16 protein-coding genes are annotated in these 21,897 nt (G+C 71.8%); 11 read left to right on the forward strand and 5 right to left on the reverse strand.

What is annotated here, in order from left to right:
- Nucleotides 1-16: 16 nt before the first annotated feature.
- Nucleotides 17-1,378 (forward strand): SLC13 family permease, encoded by a 1,362-nt coding sequence (locus AC3CCI_RS09570; RefSeq protein ID WP_488627006.1) that lies wholly within the window; start codon nt 17-19, stop codon nt 1,376-1,378.
- Between the two features lie 313 nt (nt 1,379-1,691).
- Here AC3CCI_RS09570 and AC3CCI_RS09575 read toward each other — a convergent pair whose 3' ends face one another.
- Genes AC3CCI_RS09575 through AC3CCI_RS09585 form a run of 3 tightly spaced genes read right to left on the reverse strand, consistent with a single transcriptional unit; the run spans nt 1,692 to nt 4,122 of the window.
- On the reverse strand, nt 1,692-2,417 hold the full coding sequence (locus AC3CCI_RS09575) for a hypothetical protein (RefSeq protein ID WP_488627007.1): 726 nt from the start codon (nt 2,415-2,417) through the stop codon (nt 1,692-1,694).
- Entirely contained in the window at nt 2,414-3,118 is a 705-nt protein-coding gene (locus AC3CCI_RS09580) for a hypothetical protein (RefSeq protein WP_488627008.1), read from the reverse strand. Before AC3CCI_RS09580 ends, AC3CCI_RS09575 begins: the two co-directional genes overlap by 4 nt.
- A complete protein-coding gene (locus tag AC3CCI_RS09585) occupies nt 3,115-4,122 on the reverse strand; it encodes a LacI family DNA-binding transcriptional regulator (RefSeq protein ID WP_488628681.1) in 1,008 nt (335 codons plus the stop codon). Before AC3CCI_RS09585 ends, AC3CCI_RS09580 begins: the two co-directional genes overlap by 4 nt.
- A gap of 148 nt (nt 4,123-4,270) precedes the next feature.
- Between AC3CCI_RS09585 and AC3CCI_RS09590 the strand changes: the two genes are divergently transcribed.
- From AC3CCI_RS09590 to AC3CCI_RS09610, 5 genes are all read left to right on the forward strand, one after another.
- Nucleotides 4,271-5,557: an ABC transporter substrate-binding protein gene (locus AC3CCI_RS09590; protein WP_488627009.1), complete on the forward strand. Its 1,287-nt coding sequence runs from the start codon at nt 4,271-4,273 to the stop codon at nt 5,555-5,557.
- A gap of 8 nt (nt 5,558-5,565) precedes the next feature.
- Nucleotides 5,566-6,600 (forward strand): carbohydrate ABC transporter permease, encoded by a 1,035-nt coding sequence (locus AC3CCI_RS09595; RefSeq protein WP_488627010.1) that lies wholly within the window; start codon nt 5,566-5,568, stop codon nt 6,598-6,600.
- On the forward strand, nt 6,597-7,502 hold the full coding sequence (locus AC3CCI_RS09600; protein ID WP_354594555.1) for a carbohydrate ABC transporter permease: 906 nt from the start codon (nt 6,597-6,599) through the stop codon (nt 7,500-7,502). The genes AC3CCI_RS09595 and AC3CCI_RS09600 overlap by 4 nt, the downstream gene beginning before the upstream one ends.
- Nucleotides 7,503-7,549: 47 nt before the next feature.
- Nucleotides 7,550-9,901 carry a beta-xylosidase/alpha-l-arabinosidase gene (locus tag AC3CCI_RS09605; RefSeq protein ID WP_488627011.1) on the forward strand — a complete coding sequence of 784 codons (2,352 nt, stop codon included), beginning with the start codon at nt 7,550-7,552 and terminating at the stop codon, nt 9,899-9,901.
- Nucleotides 9,902-10,166: 265 nt separating this feature from the next.
- Nucleotides 10,167-10,952 carry an SDR family oxidoreductase gene (locus AC3CCI_RS09610; RefSeq protein ID WP_354594553.1) on the forward strand — a complete coding sequence of 262 codons (786 nt, stop codon included), beginning with the start codon at nt 10,167-10,169 and terminating at the stop codon, nt 10,950-10,952.
- Between the two features lie 173 nt (nt 10,953-11,125).
- Here the strand turns inward: AC3CCI_RS09610 and AC3CCI_RS09615 are convergent, their stop codons facing one another.
- Complete coding sequence (locus AC3CCI_RS09615; protein WP_488627012.1) at nt 11,126-12,151, reverse strand: LacI family DNA-binding transcriptional regulator; 1,026 nt, start codon at nt 12,149-12,151, stop codon at nt 11,126-11,128.
- A 165-nt stretch (nt 12,152-12,316) separates the two neighbouring features.
- On the opposite strand from AC3CCI_RS09615, the gene AC3CCI_RS09620 reads away from it, so the two are divergent.
- The 5 genes from AC3CCI_RS09620 (at nt 12,317) to AC3CCI_RS09640 (ending at nt 19,257) form a co-directional block, all read left to right on the forward strand.
- Nucleotides 12,317-13,576 (forward strand): sugar ABC transporter substrate-binding protein, encoded by a 1,260-nt coding sequence (locus AC3CCI_RS09620; protein ID WP_488627013.1) that lies wholly within the window; start codon nt 12,317-12,319, stop codon nt 13,574-13,576.
- Nucleotides 13,577-13,632: 56 nt separating this feature from the next.
- Nucleotides 13,633-14,619, forward strand: a complete 987-nt coding sequence (locus AC3CCI_RS09625; protein ID WP_488627014.1) for a carbohydrate ABC transporter permease — start codon at nt 13,633-13,635, stop codon at nt 14,617-14,619.
- Nucleotides 14,616-15,494, forward strand: coding sequence for a carbohydrate ABC transporter permease (locus tag AC3CCI_RS09630; RefSeq protein WP_488627015.1), 879 nt, complete (start codon nt 14,616-14,618; stop codon nt 15,492-15,494). The genes AC3CCI_RS09625 and AC3CCI_RS09630 overlap by 4 nt, the downstream gene beginning before the upstream one ends.
- 39 nt (nt 15,495-15,533) lie before the next feature.
- The gene (locus AC3CCI_RS09635) at nt 15,534-17,459 is read left to right on the forward strand and encodes a glycoside hydrolase family 127 protein (RefSeq protein ID WP_488627016.1); all 1,926 of its coding nucleotides are present in this window, start codon (nt 15,534-15,536) and stop codon (nt 17,457-17,459) included.
- A gap of 91 nt (nt 17,460-17,550) precedes the next feature.
- Nucleotides 17,551-19,257 carry a carbohydrate-binding protein gene (locus tag AC3CCI_RS09640; RefSeq protein WP_488627017.1) on the forward strand — a complete coding sequence of 569 codons (1,707 nt, stop codon included), beginning with the start codon at nt 17,551-17,553 and terminating at the stop codon, nt 19,255-19,257.
- 154 nt (nt 19,258-19,411) lie between these two features.
- On the opposite strand, the gene AC3CCI_RS09645 is transcribed toward AC3CCI_RS09640, so the two are convergent.
- Nucleotides 19,412-21,685, reverse strand: coding sequence for an Ig-like domain repeat protein (locus AC3CCI_RS09645; protein ID WP_488627018.1), 2,274 nt, complete (start codon nt 21,683-21,685; stop codon nt 19,412-19,414).
- Nucleotides 21,686-21,897 lie beyond the last annotated feature (212 nt).

The following is a 21,897-nucleotide window of genomic DNA, read 5'->3' on the forward strand; positions in this document are numbered from 1 at the left end:
CCCCGGCGGCGACCTCGTGAGCGTCGAGCTCGTCGCCCTGGTCGTCCTCGTGGCCGTCTTCGCCCTCTCGGCGATCCGCAACGTGCACATGGGGGCCCTGGCGCTCGTCGCCGCCCTGCTCGTCGGCGTGCTCGTCGTGGGCGAGAGCCTCGACGACGTCCTCGGCGGGTTCCCGGTCGACGCCCTGCTGATCCTGCTCGGCATCACCTACCTGTTCGGCATCGCCCGCGAGACCGGGGTGGTCGACTGGCTCGTCGATCGCTCGGTCGGGCTGATCGGCGACCGCGTCGCGCTCATCCCGTGGGCGATGTTCGTCATCGGCACCCTCGTCGCCTGCCTCGGCACGTCGCACGCCGCGTTCACGATCGTGCCGATCGCGATGAGCCTGGCCCACAAGCACAAGATCCACTCGACGATGATGGGCATCGTCATGAGTTCGGCCATCGTCGGTGGCGCCCTCGCCCCGACGAGCATCAACGGCATCACGGTCATGACCGTGGCGCGGGCGTCGGGCATCGCGTACAACCCGGGCCTGATGTTCGGGCTCTCGGTCGGCATCAACACGCTCGTCGTGCTCGTCGCGTTCTTCCTCTTCGGCGGACGCGAGCTGATCGCCCGCACCCGTGCTGCGGGCGCCGCCCGGGCGGCGTCGTCGGCCGGCGGGGTCGGCGGCACGGGCACCGGTGCCGGCGGCGGCGTCGTCGGTCGGAGCGGTCGGGGTGGCACCGCCGTCGTGACCGAGCAGGCCACCACCACCCGTCTCGGCGCGTACCAGGTCGTCGTGCTGGTGAGCATCCCCGTGCTGATCGTCGGCTTCTTCACCATCACGCTGCTCGACGTCGACCTGAACCTCGGCGCGGTGGCCCTGACGCTCGCGGTCTTCCTCGCCTTCGTGAAGCCCGACGTCGGCCGCGCCTCGCTGGCCCGCGTCGACTGGAACACGATCCTGCTGCTCGGCGGCATCATCACCTACGTCGGCGTCCTGACGCGACTCGGTGCGATCGACCAGCTCGGCGAGGTCGCCCGGTCGGTCTCGTCGCCGCTGCTCGCCGCGTTCGTCATCTGCGTCATCGCGGGTCTCGTGTCGGCCTTCGCCTCGACCATCGGCATCCTCGGCGCGCTCATCCCCCTCGCCGTGCCGCTGCTCGTGCCCGGCGGCGGGCTCGAGATGACCGGCTTCATCTACGCCCTGGCGATCTCGGCCTCGCTCGTCGACTGCGCACCGTTCGGCACGACCGGAGCCACCATCGTCGCCTCGGGCGTCGAGGACGAGCGCCCCCGCCTCTACCGGCACCTCACCCGGTGGGGCCTGTCGATGGTCGTCATCGGGCCGGTCGTCACGCTGCTTTTGTTCGTGGTGCCGTTCCTCTGGGCCTGAGAGGTCGGGCTTGAGAGGTCGGGCCTGACGGTTCGGGCCTGACGGCCTCGAGGACGCAGGAGGCGCGGGTCGGGCGACCCGCGCCTCCTGCGTCTCCGTCTCGACTGCGACGACGGCCCCCGGACTCCGTCGCGACGACACCCAAACGGGGGAGGCGGGTGGCTCCGAAGACATGCCCGGGTGCCGCCTAGGGCACCCCGTGCCCGACCCGCCGTGGCACGCCGTCAGCGGCCCGAACCGCTGGCACCGTCGGGAGCCCGGACTTCCGACACGGGGCTCTGGTGTCAAGGGCGACACCGGGGTCTGCGGGGGCTCAGGCGCGGTCGAGCGCCAGGCGGAGGCGTCTTGTGACGCCCGGGCCTCGGTCGATGCCGGCGGTGAGGGCTGGGCGACGATCGAGCCGATCCAGGGCCGTCAGCAACCTTCGTTTCTCGAGGTCGCTCGCCCCGTCTCCGAGACGGACCGTCCTGCCCACGGCCGTGCCGAGCAGGGCGATGTCGAGGAGATGACGATCCGGATTCGGGTCGTCGTTGACGAGGGCGGCTGCCTTGGCGAACAAGGCGCCTTGCAGGGTCGGCCTCAGCACGGTCCCGACGACGCCGGCCACCTCGAGCTGCACCGGTTCGGCCCTGTTCAGGGCGCCCTGGGCGCCGGCCGAGGCGATGGTCGTCCCGCCCGACACGCCTCGTCGTCCATCGGCTCGTCGGCCCAGGAACCGGGGGACCACGATGTCGACCTGAGCTCGCCCCTTCACCCAGCGGTGGTGGTGGCCCGTCCAGGACTCGCCGTCGGGTGCGTAGCCCAGGTCGCGGAGAGCGCTCGTGAAGTCCCACAGCATCTGAGGGTGGGCGCGGACGTCGAGTGCCGCGTCGGCGTCCTCGGTCGGCCGGGAAGCGGTGATGCCGTTCTCCCAGCACAGCGAGTGCACCATCTGGCCGCCGACAAGACACCAGTCGGTCGGCAGCCGACGATGGACCGCGAAGAGTGCATGCCAGGCTGCGGCCTGGGCTTCGGTCATGGCGGGTGCGACGACGGTCACGACAGGTGCTCCGCGATGAGCCGACCGACTTGTGCCCTCTCGCGGGGCCCCGGGCTCTGTGCGAGATCGGAGAGGAGCAGGTCGAGCGGCACGGGGCGGCGCGGTCGGACGGCGTCGACGTGGAACAAGACGGTCGGCCGGTCGGACGGCTCGAGGACGAAGTCGTCGAGGACGGTCTCGAGGTCGTCCTCACCGACGTGCGCCTCGAGCACCCCGACGGCGGCGATCCCGGAACGGGAATCGCTGATCCCGGAGGGAACGATGCGCTCGTCGTGCGCCAGATCGGCGACGTCGCTCGCGAGTCCGTCGAGTCGGAGGGGAGGGCGAGGGCGGAACCAGGCCCAGATGAGATCGGCAGGTCGATCGGCTGTCCTCAATTCGTCGAGGTGCTTGTCGAGACGCACCCTCTCGGTGGACGTCAGATCGACACCGTCGTTCTCGAGCCGGGCGGCGAGGGCAGCGCGCATGCGAAGGGCGAGAGCGCGCCGCGCGATCGGCCGGTGTTCCAGCGAGTCGTCGATCAGCCACCGGCCGGCCACCCGACGGGCGGGAAGCGCACCGCGTGCCGCCTGGGCTTGTACCCGACGGACCGACAGGCCGTTCCTGTCGGCGTAGTCCGCGGCGCTCTCCTCAGCCATGCGCACAATGGTACGTCCGAGCGTACCGAAGTGTAAAGACGATGTCGACGACGCCGACGTCACCGCCGCGGCGGCCCCGTCGTGCCGCGCACCACGAGCCGCGTCGGCAGCTGCACCTCGGGCGTCGGGGGCGTCCCTCCGTCGAGCATCGTGAACAGCATCCCGGCGGCGGCGCTGCCGAGGCGCTGCATCGGTTGCTGGACGGTGGTCAGCGGCGGTGACTCGCGCGAGGCCTCGGGGATGTCGTCGAAGCCGACGATGCTGAGGTCGTCGGGGACGCGCAGGCCGAGGTCGAGGGCGGTGCGCAGCAGGGCGATGGCCGAGAGGTCGTTGGCGGCGAAGACCGCGGTCGGCCGCTCGGCGGTGGTCAGCAGCGAACGAGCCGCCTGTCGCGAGGCGGTGAGCTCGAAGTCGCCGTTGCGGGTCAGGCCGGGGTCACGGGTGATGCGGGCCGCCCGCAGCGCCTGCACGTAGCCCGCCTCGCGCAACGACGCCGAGCGGAGGTCGGGGCGCCCGGCCAGGAAGCCGATGCGACGGTGGCCCAGGCCGATCAGGTGCTCGACCGCGAGCAGGGCGCCGCCGCGACTGTCGGCCTCGACCGAGGGCAGGTCGGTCCGCCCGGTGTGCGGGTCGACGGCCACCACGGGGATGCTGACGGTCGTGGTCAGCACCGACGGCGTGACGAGGATCGCCCCGTCGATCAGCGTGCCGCTCAGGCGGCTGAGCGAGCGGCGCTCCCACCCGGTGTTCTCGCCGCGGTGCGCGCCGCTGTAGGCCAGCAGGTCGTACTCGGCCCCCCGTGAGCGGACGGCCGCGCCGACGCCCTTCAGCACCTCCGAGCTGAACGGCTCGAAGTCGGCCACGAGCACGCCGATCACGCCCGTGCGCCGGGCCCGCATGCTGCTGGCGACGAGACTCGACTCGTAGCCGAGCTCGTCGACGGCGGCCATCACCCGCTCGACCGCCTGCGCCGAGACGCCGTAGCGGCCGTTCACGGCCTTCGACACGGTCGCAACCGAGACCCCGGCCGCCCGTGCCACGTCGTGGATCGTCACTCGGGGCGTCATCACGTCGGCAGCCTAGCGCCGACCGAAATGGTTTTCGAAAACGTTTGACACCCGTCCCGCGATTTTTCACACTGACTCCACGCCGCGCATCGGAGCACGGCACGCTCGGTCGACCACGGCCGCTCAACGAAGAGGAAAAGGTGGAACCATGACCACATCTCGACGGCTCCTGGCCGGGTCTGCGGCCCTGCTGATCGGAGCGGGACTGCTGACCGGCTGCAGCGGCGGGGCGGGGGGCGGGGCCGACGACGGCACGCTCACCCTCTGGCAGAACTCGACGACCGGCCCCGGCCAGGACTTCTGGACGGCCACCGCGGCCGACTTCGAGAAGGCCAACCCGGACGTGAAGATCGACGTCCAGACCGTGCAGAACGAGGACTTCGACGGCAAGCTGCAGACCGCCCTCAACTCGGGCGACGCGCCCGACGTGTTCCTGCAGCGTGGCGGTGGCAAGCTGCAGGCCATGGTCGCGGCCGGCCAGGTGAAGGACATCACCGACGTCATCTCGGCCGACGCCAAGAAGGACATCAGCGAGGGCACCTTCGGGTCCGGCTCGATCGACGGCAAGGTCTACTCGATGCCCGTCGCCGTGCTGCCCGGCGGGTTCTGGTACAGCCAGGACCTCTTCGACGCGGCCGGCATCACCGAGGCCCCGAAGACGATGGACGAGCTCGACCAGGCCGTCACCGCGCTCAAGGGCTCGGGTGTCTCGCCCGTCGCCCTGGGCGGCAAGGACGCCTGGCCGGCCGCCCACTGGTACTTCTTCTTCGCGCTGCGTTCGTGCAGCTCGGACGTGCTCGAGCAGGCCGCGGCCGACCGTGACTTCAGCGACGACTGCTGGGTCAAGGCCGCCCAGGACCTCGCCGACTTCCGCGACACCGAGCCGTTCAACGACGGGTTCCTCACGACGGCCGCCCAGCAGGGCGCCGGCAGCTCGGCCGGCTTGATCGCCAACCACCAGGCCGGCATGGAACTGATGGGCGCGTGGGACCCGGGCGTCATCGCGTCGCTCACGCCCGACGCTCAGCCCCTGCCCGACCTGGGCTGGTTCCCCTTCCCCGCCGTCGACGGCGGTGACGGCGAGGCCGGTGCCATCATGGGCGGCGTCGACGGGTACTCGTGCTCGGCCGGTGCCCCCGACTCGTGCGTCGACTTCCTGAACTACCTGGCGACCCCCGACGTGCAGACGGCCTACTACAAGGCCTTCAACGCGCCCCCCGTGAACACGGTCGCCCAGGAGTCGGTCACCGAGCCCTACCTGCAGGACGTGCTCAGCGCCTACAACGACGCCCCGTTCGTCTCGCAGTGGCTCGACACCGTCTACGGCCTGAACGTCGGCAACGCGATGAACGTCGCCGTGGTCGACCTGCTGTCCGGCGACGGCACGCCGCAGCAGTTCGTCGACGCCGTCGACGCCGCCGCCAAGAAGGCGTAGGCCCCGTCGTGAGCCTCCGCGAACCCGCCGTGCGGCCCGCCGCACCGTCGCGGGCTCACGCCACCGCCGGGGGCGACGCAGTCGCGTCGCCCCCGGCGGCCTCCCGGGCCGTGTCCCGGAAGGGGCGTGGCGCCCGCGCCCTCGAGATCGCCCTGCTGGTCGGACCCGCCCTCGTGGTGTTCCTGGCCTTCGTGGTGTTCCCCATCGTGATGGCCGCCTACTACGGCTTCTTCAGCTGGCAGGGCTTCGGCCCGCCGACCGACTTCGTCGGGTTCCGCAACTACGTCACGATCTTCCAGGACCCCTCCTTCCTCGACGCGCTGCGGCACAACGCGACCATCGTCGTGCTGTCGCTCGTGCTGCAGGGCCCGGTCGCCATCGGCCTGGCGCTGCTGCTCAACCGCAAGCTGCGGGGACAGTCGCTGATCCGCGTGCTGATCTTCGTGCCGTACGTCATCAGCGAGGTCGTCGTCGGCACGGGCTGGAGCCTCATGCTGCAGGGCAGCGGCGCCGTCAACGACCTGCTGACGAAGGTCGGCCTCGGCTCGTTCGCCACCGACTGGCTCGCCGACCCGAACATCGCCATCTGGACCCTGCTGGTGATCATCACCTGGAAGTACGTCGGCTTCGCGGTCATCCTCTTCCTCGCCGGCCTGCAGGGCGTGCCCGAGGAGCTCAGCGAGGCCGCGGCCATCGACGGCGCGAGCTGGTGGCAGATCCAGCGCCGCATCACGCTGCCGCTGCTCGGACCGACCCTGCGCATCTGGGCCTTCCTGTCGATCATCGGCTCGCTGCAGCTGTTCGACCTCGTCTACATCATCTGGGGCCAGTACATCGCGGCCACCGCCGGCACCTCGACCATGGCGACCTACATGGTGGCCAACGGTCGCACCTCGGGCAGCTACGGCTACGGCAACGCCGTCGCGGTCGTGCTGTTCCTCATCTCGCTCGTCGTCGCCCTCGTCTACCAGCGCTTCGTGCTGCGACGCGACACGGCCGGGGCCGTCACGACCTCGGCCACCACGGCAGGAGAAGAACGATGACCGCCAGCACCCTGCCCGCCCGCCCCCGCGGCGGCGCCGCCGTCCCGGCCGCACCCCGGCCGACGAGGCGGAGGAGGCGCGGCATCGCCGACCCCGGCCGCGGCGTCGCGTACGTGGTCGCGGCGGTCGTCATCGTGGCGATGCTCGCGCCCGTCGCGTTCATCGTGATCGGCGGCTTCCGCACCAACGCCCAGATCACCACGGACCCGTCGGGGTTCCCGAGCCCGTGGCAGGTCGGCAACTACCTCGACGTGCTCACCGGCGGCACGTTCTGGCGTCAGGTCGGCAACTCGCTGATCTCGGCGGGCGCCACCACGATCGGCACGGTCGCCCTCGGCCTCGCGGCCAGCTACGTGCTCGCCCGCTACCGGTTCGCCGGCCGCGGCGTGCTCTACGCGCTCTTCGCCGCGGGCCTGATGTTCCCCATGACGGTGGCCATCACGCCGCTGTACCTGGTGATCCGCGACCTCGGGCTGACGAACTCGTTGGCCGGCGTGATCCTGCCTCAGATCGCGTTCGCCCTGCCGACGACGATCATCATCCTCGTGCCCTTCCTCCGCGCGATCCCCGACGAGATCGAGGAGGCCGCCTTCATCGACGGCTGCAGCCGCCTCGGCTTCTTCTTCCGCATGGTGGTGAGGCTGTCGCTGCCCGGCGTGATCACGGTGGGCATCCTCGCCTTCATCGGAGCCTGGAACTCGTACCTGCTGCCGCTGTTCATCCTCAACGACCCGTCCACGTTCACGCTGCCCCTCGGCGTGCAGGCGTTCTCGTCGCAGTACTCGGTCGACACCGCCCGGGTGCTGGCCTTCACGGCCCTGTCGATGCTGCCGGCACTGGTCTTCTTCAGCCTCTTCGAACGCCGCATCGTCGGCGGGCTCACCGGGGCGGTCAAGGGATGACCGCCACCGACGCCGCGACCGTCACAGACCAGGAGGCGCGAGCCGACATGACCGACACCGCTCACCGACCGCAGGCCCTCGAGGTCGGCGAACCCCGCGCCTCCGACCGGGTGGCGTCGCTGCTGGCCGAGATGACCCTCGACGAGAAGCTGGCCCAGCTGGTGGGCTGGTGGGTCGACCAGGGGGCCGACAACGTGGCCCCGATGCAGGGCGAGATGGCGTCCTCGGGCGACTACGAGCAGGCCACCCGCCACGGGCTCGGCCACCTGACGCGGGTCTACGGGACGCGGCCGGTGGACCCGGCCGAGCGCGCCTCCTGGTTGTGGCGCGAGCAGCGCCGCCTGCGCGACGAGACCCGTCTGGGCATCCCCGCGCTGGTGCACGAGGAGTGCCTGACCGGGCTCGCGGCCTGGCAGGCCGCCACGTTCCCGACGCCGCTGGCCTGGGGGGCGTCGTTCGACCCCGAGCTGGTCGAGCGCATGGCCCGCCTGATCGGCGGCTCGATGCGCGACCTCGGCGTGCACCAGGGCCTCGCGCCGGTGCTCGACGTGATCCGCGACCCGCGCTGGGGACGCGTCGACGAGTGCATCGCCGAGGACCCCTACGTCGTCGGCACGATCGGCACGGCCTACGTCACGGGGCTGCAGGCGGCCGGCGTCCACGCGACGCTCAAGCACTTCGTCGGGTACTCGACCTCGGCGGCGGGTCGCAACCACGCCCCGGCGCAGGTCGGGCCGCGCTTCGTCGAGGACGTCCTGCTCCCGCCGTTCGAGATGGCCGTCCTCGACGGGGGCGTGCGCTCGGTGATGAACTCGTACGCCGAGATCGACGGGGTGCCCGTCGCCGGGACGCCGTCGTACCTCACCGACGTGCTGCGTCGACGGTGGGGCTTCGACGGGGTCGTCGTGTCGGACTACTTCTCGGTGGCCTTCCTGCAGGTGATGCACGCGGTCGCCGCCGACCGGGGCGAGGCCGCCGCCCTGGCCCTCGAGGCCGGCATCGACGTCGAGCTGCCCACCGGCGACGCCTACCTCGAGCCCCTCGCCGAGCGGGTCCGCTCGGGGCAGGTCGACGAGGCGCTCGTCGACCGGGCGGTGCTGCGCGTCCTCGCCGAGAAAGAGGACCTTGGCCTGCTCGACGAGACGTTCGAGACGCCGCCGCCGACCTCGATCGACCTCGACTCCGCCGAGCACCGCGCGGTGGCGCGCCGACTGGCCGACGAGTCGGTCGTCGTGCTGACCAACGACGGGGTGCTGCCGCTGGTCCGGGGTGGGGGCGACGTCGGTGCGGCTCCCGCGTCGATCGCCGTCGTCGGGCCGAACGGCGACAGCGCCGAGGCCCTGATGGGCTGCTACTCGTTCGTCAACCACGTGCTCGCGCACCACCCCGGCGTGCCGCTCGGCATCGAGCTGCCGACGGTGGCCGACGCGCTGCGGGCCGAGCTGCCCGCGGCCGAGGTCGTCGTCGAGGGCGGCTGCGACGTCGAGGGCGACGACCGGTCCCGGATCGCCGCCGCCGTCGAGGCCGCCCGCGCCTCGGAGGTCGCGATCGTCGTCGTCGGCGACCGGGCCGGCCTCTTCGGCCGCGGCACCGTGGGCGAGGGCAACGACGTCGAGAGCCTCGAGCTGCCGGGGGTGCAGCGCGAGCTCGTCGAGGCCGTCGTCGCGACGGGCACGCCCACCGTCGTGGTCGTGCTCTCGGGCCGGCCCTACGCCGTGGGCTGGGCGATCTCGGGCGCGTCCGCTCCCGCGGCCGTCGTGCAGGCGTTCTTCCCGGGGGAGGAGGGCGGCGCCGCCGTCGCCGGCGTGCTGACCGGCAGCGTCGAGCCGTCCGGACACCTGCCCGTGTCGCTGCCGCGCTCGGCCGGGGCGCAGCCCTTCTCGTACCTGCACCCGGTGCTCGGCGGGCCGTCCGAGGTGACGAGCGCCGACAGCACGCCGGTGCTGCCGTTCGGCCACGGCCTGTCGTACACCTCGTGGCGCCGCTCCGACCTGGTCGTCGACTCGGTCGACGTGCCGGCCGGCGGCTCGTTCGTCGCGTCGGTCACCGTCGCCAACACCGGCGACCGCCCCGGCACCGACCTCGTGCAGCTCTACGCGCACGACGTCGTCGGCTCGGTGACCCGACCGGTCGCCCAGCTGCTCGGCTACGCCCGCGTCGCCCTCGAGCCCGGCCAGGAGGCGCGGGTCGCCTTCCGCGTCCCGACCTCCCGCCTGGCGCTGACCGACCGCCACCACCGGCGGGTCGTCGAGCCCGGCGACGTCGAGCTCTGGGTCGGCGGCTCGTGCGCCGAGCGCGAGACCGAGGCGGCCGTGCGGATCACGGGCGAGGCGTACCCGGTCACGATCGCCGACGAGCGCATCGTGGGCGTCGAGATCGAGGCGCTCGCCGGCGCCTGAGCCGCGCCTCCTCGGGTGGCCGACCCGCGCCTCCTGCGCTCGAGGACCCGGTTCCGAACCGTGCACCCCGTCGCTCTCGGGTTCACGGCTCGGAACCGTGTCCATCGTGGGCTGCGGGGGAGCAGGCGGGAGGCGCGGTGCGGCGACCCCGGTCAGGGCACAGTAAGGCGACACGTGTAGCGTTACCGCCGACCGTGCACCGTCGCACGGCGACTGGCCCGGCGCCGTGTCGGGCCCCGCACACGAGAGAACCGGAGCCCGTCCCATGCAGCGTTTCACCGACAAGGTCGTCCTCGTCACCGGCGGGGGGTCCGGCCTCGGCCGTGCCGCCGCCGTCCGCCTCGCGAGCGAGGGGGCGAAGCTCGCCCTCGTCGACGTCTCGGAGAAGGGCCTCGCCGACTCCGAGGCCGCCGTGCTCGAGGCCGTCGCGGGCGCCGAGGTGCTGACCGTCGTGGCCGACGTCTCGAGCGAGGACGACGTGGCCCGCTACGTCTCGGCCACCGTCGAGCGCTTCGGCCGCATCGACGGGTTCTTCAACAACGCCGGCATCGAGGGCAGGCAGAACCTCACCGAGCGGTTCGGCGCCGACGAGTTCGACAAGGTCGTGTCGATCAACCTGCGCGGGGTGTTCCTCGGCCTCGAGAAGGTGCTCGGCGTCATGCGCGCCCAGGGCGACGGCGGTGCCGTGGTCAACACCGCGAGCGTCGGTGGCATCCGTGGCGTCGGCAACCAGTCGGGTTACGCCGCCGCCAAGCACGGCGTCGTCGGCCTGACCCGCAACTCGGCCGTCGAGTACGGCGAGTTCGGCATCCGCGTCAACGCGATCGCGCCCGGCGCGATCTGGACCCCCATGGTCGAGGCCTCGATGCGCCAGATCGACGCCGACGACCCCAAGGGCGCCGCCGAGCAGTTCATCCAGGTCAACCCGACCAAGCGCTACGGCGAAGCCGCCGAGATCGCCTCGGTCGTGGCGTTCCTGCTCTCGGACGACGCCACGTACGTCAACGCGGCGGTCGTGCCGATCGACGGCGGGCAGTCCGCGAAGTACTGACGCCCGGGCCGGGGGCTCGGGGGGCTGCCGACCCGCGCCTCCGCCGGCTGCCGACCCGCGCCTCCTGCGCCGTCGAACCCCGTTCACGACGATGAACCCCGAGAAAACGGGGTTCGCCTTCGTGAACGGGGTTCGTCGTCGTGCATCATGTCGTCGTGCCGACGAGCAGCGCGTCAGCCGGTCGACTCGCGCTCGTGCACCCGGACCGCGCCGTAGGTGACGCCCGCCGAGGTCGAGCCGCCGATCGCGTCGACCAGGTGCTGGGCGGCCGCCCGGCCGAGCTGCTCGAGGTTCATGTCGACGCTGGTCAACGTCGGGCGGGACTCGCGGACGAGGACGTCCCAGTTGTCGAAGCCGATGACGGCGACGTCGTCGGGCACCGAGCGGCCCTCGTCGCGCAGTGCGTCGAGCACCCCTCGCGCGATGTGGTCGCTGCCGGCGATGACGGCGTCGACCGTCTCGTCGCCGCGGACGAGGAGGCGCGCGCAGTCCCGCCCCCAGGCCTCGCCCCACTGCCCGTAGAGGGCCGCACCGCCGACGAGCTCGAGCCCGGCCGCCTGCGTGGCCGCCACGACCCCCGCCGCCCGGTCGCGTGACGCGGCGTACGACGACTCGCCGTTGACCAGGGCGATGCGACGACGCCCCTTGGCGATGAGGTGCTCGGCCGCGAGGCGGCCGGCCTGCACGTTGTCGGGCGTGAACGACGCGTCGGCGGGGTCGGTCGACGGCGCGTAGACGTAGACCACCGGCACGTCCGACGCCAGGGGGACGGGCGGCCGGGGGTTGGTGGTGCGCCCCACGATCAGCAGGCCGTCGACGCGTCGGGTGAGCAGGTTCTGCAGGTGCAGCTGCTCGCGCAGGGCGTCGTCGCGCGCGTCGGCCAGCAGCACCGAGAGCGACCCCGAGCCGAACGCGTCCTCGGCGCCGAGCAGCACCGGCAGCACGAAGCGGTTGTCGAGGTCGCTGGTGACCATGCCGATCGTGCCGGTCCGTTGCGAGTTGAGCGCCTGGGCGAAGAAGTTCGGGGTGAACGAGAGGGCGGCCGCCGCCTCTTGCACCTTGACGCGCGTGCTCTCGCGCACCTGCGCCCGCCCGTTGAGCGCCTTCGAGGCGGTCGCGACCGAGACGCCGGCGGCGCGCGCCACGTCGGCGAGCGTGACGGGTGCCCCCGTACCCCGTCCGCCGCTGCCTGTACCCATGTAGCGAAAATAGTTCACGAACGTGTTGACAAGCAACTGTGCCGAATGTAGCTTTCAACCCGAAACCGGTTTCGGTTCCAAGTTCTCGACGACGAGACGGTCGTGCACCTGCATCGCACGACGCTCTCTGGGCGAGGAACCCGCAGCATTCAGAGAGGAATCCCTGTGATCTCGTTCATCCGCAGCAGAAGGACGGCCGTCGCCGTCGTCGGCATCGCCGCCGCGTCCCTCGCACTCACCGGCTGCGCCGGCGGTTCGGGGTCGGGTGGCAGCACGTCCGCCGCCTCGGGCACGTACACCTTCTGGGACCCGTACCCCCAGTTCGACGACTCGTCCGACTGGGCGAAGCTCGTGCAGGCGTGCGGCACCGAGGCCGGCGTGACCGTCGACCGCACCGGCTACGACACGTCCGACCTGACGAGCAAGGCCCTGCTCGCCGGGCAGCAGGGCAACTCGCCCGACCTGCTGCTCGTCGACAACCCCGTCGTCTCGACCCTCGCCGAGGCGGGCCTGCTCACCGACACCGACGAGACCGGCGCCGACACGACCGACGTCGAGCCGAACATCCTGGCGGCCGGCCAGATCGACGGCAAGACCTACGGGGTGCCGATCGGCGCCAACACCCTGGCGCTGTACTACAACAAATCCGTCCTCGACGCGGCCGGCGTCGACCCCACGTCGATCACCGACTGGGACAGCCTGACCTCGGCGCTCGAGAAGGTCACGGCCGCGGGCGGGAAGGGCATCACGTTCTCGGGCATCGGCACCGAAGAGGGCAGCTTCCAGTTCCTGCCCTGGTACTGGGGTTCGGGTGCCGAGCTGACCGACCTCTCGTCGAGCGACGCCGTCTCGGCGCTCAGCCTGTGGACCGACTGGGTCGACCAGGGCTACGCGCCCGACTCGGTCATCGGCAACACGCAGACCACGAGTTGGCAGGAGTTCCTCACCGGCGACTTCGCCTTCGGCGAGAACGGCACGTGGCAGCTCGCCGGCGTCAAGGAGTCCGGCATCGACTACGGCATCATCTCGATCCCGGCGAAGGACGGAGGCGCGGCGCCGGCCCCGACGGGGGGCGAAGTCCTGACGGTCCCCGTCCAGGACGACGACGCCCGCTACGCCGTCAGCGAGAAGATCCAGTCGTGCCTGACCAGCACCGACAACCTCGTCGCGACCGACACGACCCTGTCGTACGTCGCGCCGACGAAGGACGCGCAAGAGCAGCAGGTGCAGGCCGACCCCGACCTCGAACCGTGGGTGACCGCCGTCGGCGACGCCAAGGGTCGCACGAGCGACGACCTCGGCACGAAGTACCCGAAGATCTCGGAGCAGCTCTGGAAGGCCGTGCAGAACAGCCTCAGCGGCTCGGCCTCGCCACAGGAGGCGCTCGACGAGGCCCAGCAGGCCGCCGAGTCCGCCACGAACTGAGCGATCCACCCCTCGCAGGCCGGCTTCCGACGACACCACCCGGAGAGAGCAGAACCATGAGCACCGACACCCTGGAACGTCGTGAGGCCGTGTCCGAGGGGCGGCCGGGCGGGACGCACGTCCCGCCCGGCACGTCCGGCCCCCCGCGCCGTCGCCGTCGCCCCGACGCGAGCCAACTGACCGCCTGGGCGTTCATCGCGCCGGTCGTGACCTACCTGGCCGTCTTCTACGCCTACCCGTTGATCCGCAACCTCGACCTGTCCGTCCGCGACTACACGGTGCGGTCGTTCATCGACGGCACGGCCCCGTTCATCGGGCTCGACAACTTCACCGACGTGGTCACCAGCCCCACCTTCGGCCCGGCCCTGACGAACACCCTGCTGTTCACCGGGGTGTCCATCGCCTTCCAGTTCTCGATCGGCATGGCCCTCGCCGTGTTCTTCTTCCAGCGCTTCCCGTTGTCGTCCACGCTCCGGGCGCTCTTCCTGGTGCCGTGGCTGCTGCCCCTCATCGTGAGCGCGTCGACCTGGTCGTGGATGCTCAACAGCGAGAGCGGCGTCGTGAACTCGGTGATCGAGACCCTCGGCGGCAGCCAGGTGAACTGGCTCACCTCGCCGCAGTGGGCACTGACCAGCGTGATCGTGGCCAACATCTGGATCGGCATCCCGTTCAACCTGGTGATCCTCTACAGCGGGCTGCAGAACATCTCGGCCGACCTCTACGAGGCCGCGTCGCTCGACGGGGCCGGCGCCTGGCAGAAGTTCTGGCGCATCACTTTCCCGCTGCTGCGCCCGGTGTCGGCCATCACCATCCTGCTCGGCCTGGTCTACACGCTGAAGGTCTTCGACATCATCTGGATCATGACCCGCGGTGGTCCGGGCGACGCCTCGACGACCTTCGCCATCTGGTCGTACCAGCTGGGCTTCGGCTCCACGCTGCCCGACTTCGGTCCCGCCGCGGCCGTCGGCAACCTGCTGATCGTGATGGCCCTCGTCTGCGGATTCGTCTACCTGCGCGTGCAGAGGAAGCAGAACCAGTCATGACCGTCATCCCTCGAGCGGCGGCACCGCGATCGGACGCGCGCCGCGCCTCCTCGCGTCGTGCCGGCCGGCGCAGCCTGGCCACGACCGTCCTCGGCGTCGTGTTCACGGCGATCATGCTGTTCCCGATCTACTGGATGATCAACGTCTCATTGACGCCGACCGCCCAGATGCGGCAGAGCCCGCCGTCGTGGTTCCCGACGAACCCGACCCTCGAGGGCTACGCCGCCGTCGTGTCGGAACAGCTGCCCTACCTCGGCACCAGCCTGCTCGTCGGCCTCGGCACCGTCGTCGTGACGATCGCGCTGTCGGCTCCGGCCGCCTATTCGCTGGCCAAGCTGCGGCCCAGAGGGGGAGGCGCGCTCAGCTTCGTCCTCCTGGTCGCGCAGATGATCCCCCAGGTCATCATGGCCATGGGCTTCTACGCGATCTACCTCAACCTCGGCATCCTCAACCAGTGGTGGGGGCTCGTGATCGCCGACTCGACGCTTGCGGTGCCGTTCGGCGTGCTGATCTTCACGGCCTTCATGAGCGGCATCCCGGACGAGCTGATGAGCGCCGCCAAGCTCGACGGTGCGAGCGCGTGGCGCACCTTCGTCTCGGTGGTGCTGCCGGTCAGCCGCAACTCGGCCGTCACCGTCGGGCTCTTCGCGTTCCTCTGGGCGTGGTCGGACTTCGTCTTCTCGTCGACGCTGAACAGCGGCGGGTCGGCGCAGACCATCACCCTCGGCATCTACCGCTACATCGGCAACAACAACCAGGAGTGGAACTCGATCATGGCGACCGCCGTCGTCGCGTCGATCCCCGCCACCGTCCTGCTCGTGGTCGCCCAGCGCTACGTGGCCGCCGGCGTCACCGCCGGTGCCGTCAAGGACTGACCCGACATGACCACCACCCACCTTCCGAGGAGCACGCCCGTGACCACCACCCACCCCTCGACGGCGACCTTCGCCGGGCCCGTCTCGCCCAGCCGGTCCGCCCTCAGGCCGCTCGACGCCTCCGAGATCCGACTCACCGGCGGATACTGGGGCGAGAAGCAACGCCTCAACGCCGACGTCGTGCTGCGCCACTGCGAGGACTGGATGGAGCGCATCGGCTGGACCGGCAACTTCGACCGGGCCGCGTCGCACGAGGTCGGGTGGGAGCACGCGGGCATCGAGTTCGTCGACAGCGAGGTCTACAAGCTGCTCGAGGGCATGGCCTGGGAGCTCGGCCGGTCGCACGACGACGACCTCGCCGCGCGCTACGACCGCCTGGTGTACCGGGTCGCCTCGGCGCAGGAGGACGACGGCTACCTGCACACGAGCTTCGGGCGACCGTGGCAGCCCGCCCGGTACTCGAACCTCGAGTGGGGTCACGAGCTCTACTGCTTCGGGCACCTGATCCAGGCCGCCGTGGCCGCCGCCCGCACGGGCGTCGAGAGCGCTCTGGTCGACGTCGCGCGTCGGCTCGCCGACCATCTCTGGGAGGCCTTCGGCCCCGAGGGGCGGGTGGCGGTCTGCGGCCACCCCGAGATCGAGGTCGCCCTCGTCGAGCTCGGCAGGGCGCTCGACGAACCCCGGTACGTCGAGCTCGCCCGGCTGTTCGTCGAGCGCCGTGGCCACGGTCTGCTCGCACCGATCGAGTACGGCCAGGAGTACTTCCAGGACGACGTGCCGGTGCGCGACGCGGACGTGCTGCGAGGTCACGCCGTCCGGGCCCTCTACCTCGCGGCCGGCGCCCTCGACGTGGCCGTCGAGACCGGCGACGACGAGCTCGCCGACGCCGTCCGCCGCCAGTGGGAGGCCACCGTCGCGCGGCGCACCCACGTCACGGGTGGCATGGGCTCGCACCACCAGGACGAGGCGTTCGGTGCCGACTTCGAGCTGCCGCCCGACCGCGCCTACGCCGAGACCTGCGCCGGCATCGCCTCGAACATGCTGTCGTGGCGCCTGCTGCTGCAGGACGGCGACCCGCGGTACGCCGACCTCATCGAGCGCACGCTGCTGAACGCCGTGATGGCGTCGCCGCGCGAGGACGGCCGGGCGTTCTTCTACACGAACACGCTGCACCAGCGCACCGACGGCGTCGCCCCCGACGAGGACGAGCTGAACGCCCGCGCCCTGTCGAGCCTGCGGGCACCGTGGTTCGAGGTGTCGTGCTGCCCGACGAACGTCGCCAGGACCCTCGCCAGCGTCGAGTCGACCTTCGCGACGACCACGGCGGACGGCCTGCAGCTGCACCAGTACGGCGACTACGACGTCGACACGACCCTGGCCGACGGGACGCCCGTCGCGGTCTCGGTGCGCAGCGGCTACCCGTACGCCGGCGGCGTCACCGTCACGTGGCGCGGCGACGCCGGGCGCGAGGTCGACCTCGACCTGCGCATCCCGTCGTGGGCGGGGTCCGCCGTGGTCGGTGGCCCGGACGCGACCCCGTCGACCCGGACGGGACGCGCGACGACGGTGCGCCGGGCGTTCCGGGCGGGTGACGTCGTCACGGTGGAGTTCCCGGTCGAGGCGCGCTGGGTGACCCCCGACCCGCGCATCGACGCGGTGCGCGGACAGGTCGCCGTCCAGCGCGGACCGTTGGTGATGGCACTCGAGTCGACCGACCTGCCGGACGGCGACGTCAACGACGTGGCCGTCGACACCACGGTCGACCCCGTGACGACGGACCGCGGGGCGACCGTCACGGTGTCGCGGAACACCGACGCCGTGGGCGCCTGGCCGTACGGTCCCGGCGGCGCGGACCGGCGCCCGCTCGGTCCCGTCGGGCTCGTGCCCTACGCGACCTGGGCCAACCGCGGGCCCTCGACCATGCGCGTCTGGCTGCCCGTCGCCGAGGAGGCGCACCAGGGCTGAGCACGAGAGCCCACGAAGACGTCGCGCCGCTGGCGCGCGACCGGCACCCGATCGGATGCCGGACACCGACATCCATGCAAGGGAGCTTCGGATGAGGATCACACGAACACTGGCCGGCGCGATCACCGTCGGCCTGGTCGCCGGGAGCGTCGCCTTCGGGGTGGCGCCCGCGTCGGCCGGGGGCAACACGCTCGTCGTCGACGCCGGGTCGAGCCTGCGGCCCGTCACCCACGTGGCCGCGGGCGGGCTCTACGGCTTCGCCACGAACACCGTGCCCGACCCCGCCGTGCTGCGGCCGCTGCGACTCAAGCAGCACACGCAGCCGGCCCCCGGCGTCCAGCAGCTGGGCAACGGGGCGACCACCCCCACCGGCGACGCCCTCAAGGTGGCGTCGAGCGTGGTCGACACGGGCGGGCAGCAGTACGTCCGCATGCCCGACGTCTACCCCGACTTCCCGTACAAGTGGGTGAGCTGGGACGACTGGCTGGGCAAGGTGGACGCCATGGTCGACGCCCGTCTGGCGGCCACGTCGACCACCGGCATCAACGGCTGGGAGATCTGGAACGAACCCGACGGCACCTGGGACACCCAGAAGGCGGGCCCCTACAACGACGGCTGGACCCGCACCTACCGGGCCATCCGCGCGAAGGACGCGGTGACGCCGATCGTCGGCCCCGGCACGACCATCTACAACCCGAGCTTCATCCGATCGTTCCTCGAGAACGCCAAGGCGACGAACACGCTGCCCGACGTCATGGTCTGGCACGAGCTGTCGCAGGGCTGGCAGCAGATCGACGAGCACGTGGCGGACTACCGCGCCATCGAGCGCTCGCTCGGCATCTCGCCCCGACCGATCTCGATCAACGAGTACGCCTGGACCGACCAGGTCGACGTGCCCAGTGCCGCGCTGCACTACATCTCGCAGTTCGAGCGGACCGGCGTGCGGGACGCCGAGCGTGCCTACTGGTACGAGTCCGGCACCATGAACGGCCTGCTGTACCAGGGCAAGCCCACCGCCTCGTACTGGATGTACAAGTGGTACGGCGAGATGAGCGGCACGATGCTGCCGGTCACCGCCTCGGGTGACCTCGACGGCATCGCGTCGCTCGACTCGACCCGCAAGGTCGTGAACACCGTGTTCGGCGGCGACTACGGCGACGACGCGGTCCGCATGACCGGGCTTCAGGGCTTCGGCAGCAGCGTCCGCGTGGTCCTCTCGTCGACCCCGGGCAGCGGTCGCACCACCCAGGTCGCGGCACCGACGACCCTGTCGACGAGGACCCTCGCGGTGACGAACGGGACGGTCGACATCCCGGTGACGGGCATGGACGAGCGTCAGGCCTACCAGCTCGTCGTCACGCCGGTCGGCGGCCCGACGACGTCGTACCAGCAGACGTACGAGGCCGAGAACGCGACCGTCGTGAACGCGCGCATCCTCTCGTCGTCCGCCGCGTCGAACGGCTCGTACGTGGGGCGCATCGACGGTCAGGCCGACATGCGCAGCCAGAGCTACGTCGACTTCACCGTCGAGGTGCCGACCGCGGGGGCCTACACGCTCGGCGTGCGCTACGCGAACGGAGGCGCGGCCACGTCGACGCAGGGCCTCGCCTCCAACGGCGGAGCGTTCTCGACGCTGTCGTACCCGAGCACGGGTGCCTGGGCGACCTTCGGCTCGGTGTCGACGCCGGTCACCCTCAAGGCCGGGTTCAACGTCGTGCGACTGGCGAAGGGCTCGCCCGGCTTCGCGGGCGGGACCGGCTTCGCCGAGCTCGACTCCGTCACGGTGACGCCCCGGTAGGCGGCGTGAGATCCCCGGGCTCCTGAGAAGGCCCGGTCGCCCGACGGCTCTTCCCGTCGGGCCGGGCGGTGGGTCGTGGTCCGGTACCGCGACCCACCGCTCCTGCGTCCACCGCTCCTGCGTCCGCCGCGCCTCCTCGGCCGCCGCCGCCGCGTCAGCGGACGGTGACCTTCACCGCCTTCGAGACGCTCGTCGACACCGTGGCGGTCCCCGCGTACGAGGCCGACAGCGAGTACGTGCCCGCCTTGGTGAACTTCGACACGGGCACGGTGACCTTGCCCGCGCCGGTCGCCGGCAGCTTCGCGCTGCCCACGACGCGGGTGCCGACCTTCACGGTGACGGTGCCGGTGGGGTTGCGCACGCCCTTGGCCGCCACCGTGACGGTGACGCTCGGCGCGGTGTTCCTCTTGACCGAGGTCGTCCCCGTCGCGAGGGCGCTGGTCGACGGCGCCTTCGTCACGGTCAGGGTCGCCGTGCCGCTCGTCGACGCGGCGATCGACGCGTCGCGCGGCGTGAAGGTCGCCACGAGGCGGTGCGTGCCCACGGCCGTCGTCGCGGGCACCGCGTAGCTCGCCTTGCCGCCCGAGACCGCGACCTGCGCCACGCGTCGGCCGTCGAGCGACACGGCCACCGTGCCGGTGGGTGCGACCCCGGCCACGCCGGTGACGGCGACCGTCGCGGTGACCGGCGACGTGCCGTAGGGCTGCGTGCTGCGGTTGAGCGTCAGCTTCGCGGTCGAGGAGGCCTTGTCGACCGTGACCGTCACCGTCGCCGAGTCCGACCCGGCCTGGGCGGCGGTGTCGGGGACGAAGGAGGCGCGGAGCGGGTGGGCGCCCGCGGCGGTCGTCCCCGGCAGGGTCACCGCAGTTCGTCCGTCGGTGCCGACCCGCACGGAGCCGACCGTGGTGGAGCCGTCCCGCACCGTCACGGTGCCGGCCGGGACGGACCCGTCGGCGGTCGTCACCCGCGTCGTGGCCGTGACGCGCGTCGGCGAGCCGTAAGTCTGACGCGTGCGGTCGACCGACAGCGTGCTCGTCGTGGCGGTGGCGGGCGCCGGGGTGGGGGCGACGGTGGGCGTCTGCTTCGCGGCGCCCGCGAGCGTGACGTCGAGCACCGCGCCTCCGGACGGCGACATCGACCGGACCGACACGGTGAAGCCGGAGTCCGCGCTCGTGAACGACTCGCCCGCGTCGAGGTGCGTGTCGCGACGGCTGGGGTCGGCCTTCGCGTCGAGGCCGACGGCCAGGGCGACGGTCGAGGTGACGGAGCCCGAGAAGGTGAGGGGGCGCAGCACGCGCACGCTGCCCGTGGCCTTGTCGCTGGTCAGCGCACAGCGGGTGAAGCCCGGTGCGACGAGCGCGCACGACGGCGAGCGGCCGCCGAACTCGGCGCTGGTGGCGTCCTGGCCGGAGGCGGTCCGGTACTCGAGGTAGTAGTCCTGCCCGCTGATCGGGTCGACGACCTTGACGGCCCGACCCGTCGCGGCGCCGTCGAGCGAACCGACGACGACCTGGCGGGTGGTGCCCGCTCCGCTGAGCGTCGTGACGTCGGTCAGGTACCCGGCCCGCACCCGCTGCACGGACGACAGGTGGGGTCGGGCCGACGAGACCGAGTAGCCCATGATGTCGAGGAAGTCGCCGTACTCGAGCACGGGGCAGGCGGCCGGGGTGTCGGTGGACGTGGCGTAGCGGTAGTCGCCGGCCGCCCCGTCGAACGAGGTCGTGCTGCGGCACATGCCGGCGCCGGCGTGGCCGAAGCCGAGGTTGTGGCCGAACTCGTGCAGCAGCACGGGGACGCCGAGTGCGGTGCCCGTGCCGTACGAGCTGAAGATCTCGCCGCCGTCCCCGCCGACCGTGCCGAACGCGGTCGTGCCGCAGGTCTCCCGCGTCAGGACGAGCAGGTGCTCGTTCGTGCCGGCCCAGGCGTACCGGGCGAACCGGCCGTCGAAGGCCGAGGTGTGCACGGTGTTGAGCACCGTCGAGGGGTTGCACGAGGCCTGGTCGAGCGGGCGCGTCTCGATGCCGCCGAGCGTCACGTCGACGGTGTGCCCGGACTCCTCCCACCAGTAGTCGTGCAGCTGGGCGACCGCGGTGCGGATCGAGGCCTCGTCGGGAGGCGTGGCGGAGTCGTCCGAGGTCGTGGCCGTCACCGTGGCGACGCTCACGTAGACGGGGTGGGTCGTCACGGTCGAGGCGCGCGACGCGTCGTCGTCGGTCTGCGCCCGCATCAACGGTGCGGCGGGGACCTCGACCATGTCGTCCGAGAGGTCGGCCGTCACGCCGGCGGGCGAGGCGGCGGCCGCCACCACGGGAGGCGCGTCGTCGGTGGGTGAGGACGCGGCCTGGGCCGGGGTGGTCGCCAGGGCGGTGAGCAGCAGTGCGGCCACGGCGGTCGTCGCCGCGAGGCGGCGGGTCGGGGACGAGGACATGGGAGGACTCCGGGGCTGTCTCGGCGCGCGGGTCGTCACCGAGGGTGGTGGGCCTCCGGCGGACGTCGGGGAACGCCGGAGGTCCTGCCGCCTCGACGGACGTCGGGGGACGCCGAGGCGGCAGGGATTCCTCCGGCGGACGTCGGGGAACGCCGGAGGGGTGACGGCCTGAGCCGTCGACGGGGGTTCATGCCCGTGCATGGAACACAACC

This window comes from Frigoribacterium sp. CF331 (genome assembly GCF_057787905.1).

What these genes read in the sequence shown, in the direction of transcription:
- AC3CCI_RS09615 (WP_488627012.1), bottom strand. Translation starts at nt 12,151, where the DNA reads ATGGGTACAGGCAGCGGCGGACGGGGTACGGGGGCACCCGTCACGCTC.
- AC3CCI_RS09585 (WP_488628681.1), bottom strand. Translation starts at nt 4,122, where the DNA reads ATGACGCCCCGAGTGACGATCCACGACGTGGCACGGGCGGCCGGGGTC.
- AC3CCI_RS09605 (WP_488627011.1), top strand. Translation starts at nt 7,550, where the DNA reads ATGACCGACACCGCTCACCGACCGCAGGCCCTCGAGGTCGGCGAACCC.
- AC3CCI_RS09645 (WP_488627018.1), bottom strand. Translation starts at nt 21,685, where the DNA reads ATGTCCTCGTCCCCGACCCGCCGCCTCGCGGCGACGACCGCCGTGGCC.
- AC3CCI_RS09625 (WP_488627014.1), top strand. Translation starts at nt 13,633, where the DNA reads ATGAGCACCGACACCCTGGAACGTCGTGAGGCCGTGTCCGAGGGGCGG.
- AC3CCI_RS09610 (WP_354594553.1), top strand. Translation starts at nt 10,167, where the DNA reads ATGCAGCGTTTCACCGACAAGGTCGTCCTCGTCACCGGCGGGGGGTCC.
- AC3CCI_RS09600 (WP_354594555.1), top strand. Translation starts at nt 6,597, where the DNA reads ATGACCGCCAGCACCCTGCCCGCCCGCCCCCGCGGCGGCGCCGCCGTC.
- AC3CCI_RS09630 (WP_488627015.1), top strand. Translation starts at nt 14,616, where the DNA reads ATGACCGTCATCCCTCGAGCGGCGGCACCGCGATCGGACGCGCGCCGC.
- AC3CCI_RS09590 (WP_488627009.1), top strand. Translation starts at nt 4,271, where the DNA reads ATGACCACATCTCGACGGCTCCTGGCCGGGTCTGCGGCCCTGCTGATC.
- AC3CCI_RS09640 (WP_488627017.1), top strand. Translation starts at nt 17,551, where the DNA reads ATGAGGATCACACGAACACTGGCCGGCGCGATCACCGTCGGCCTGGTC.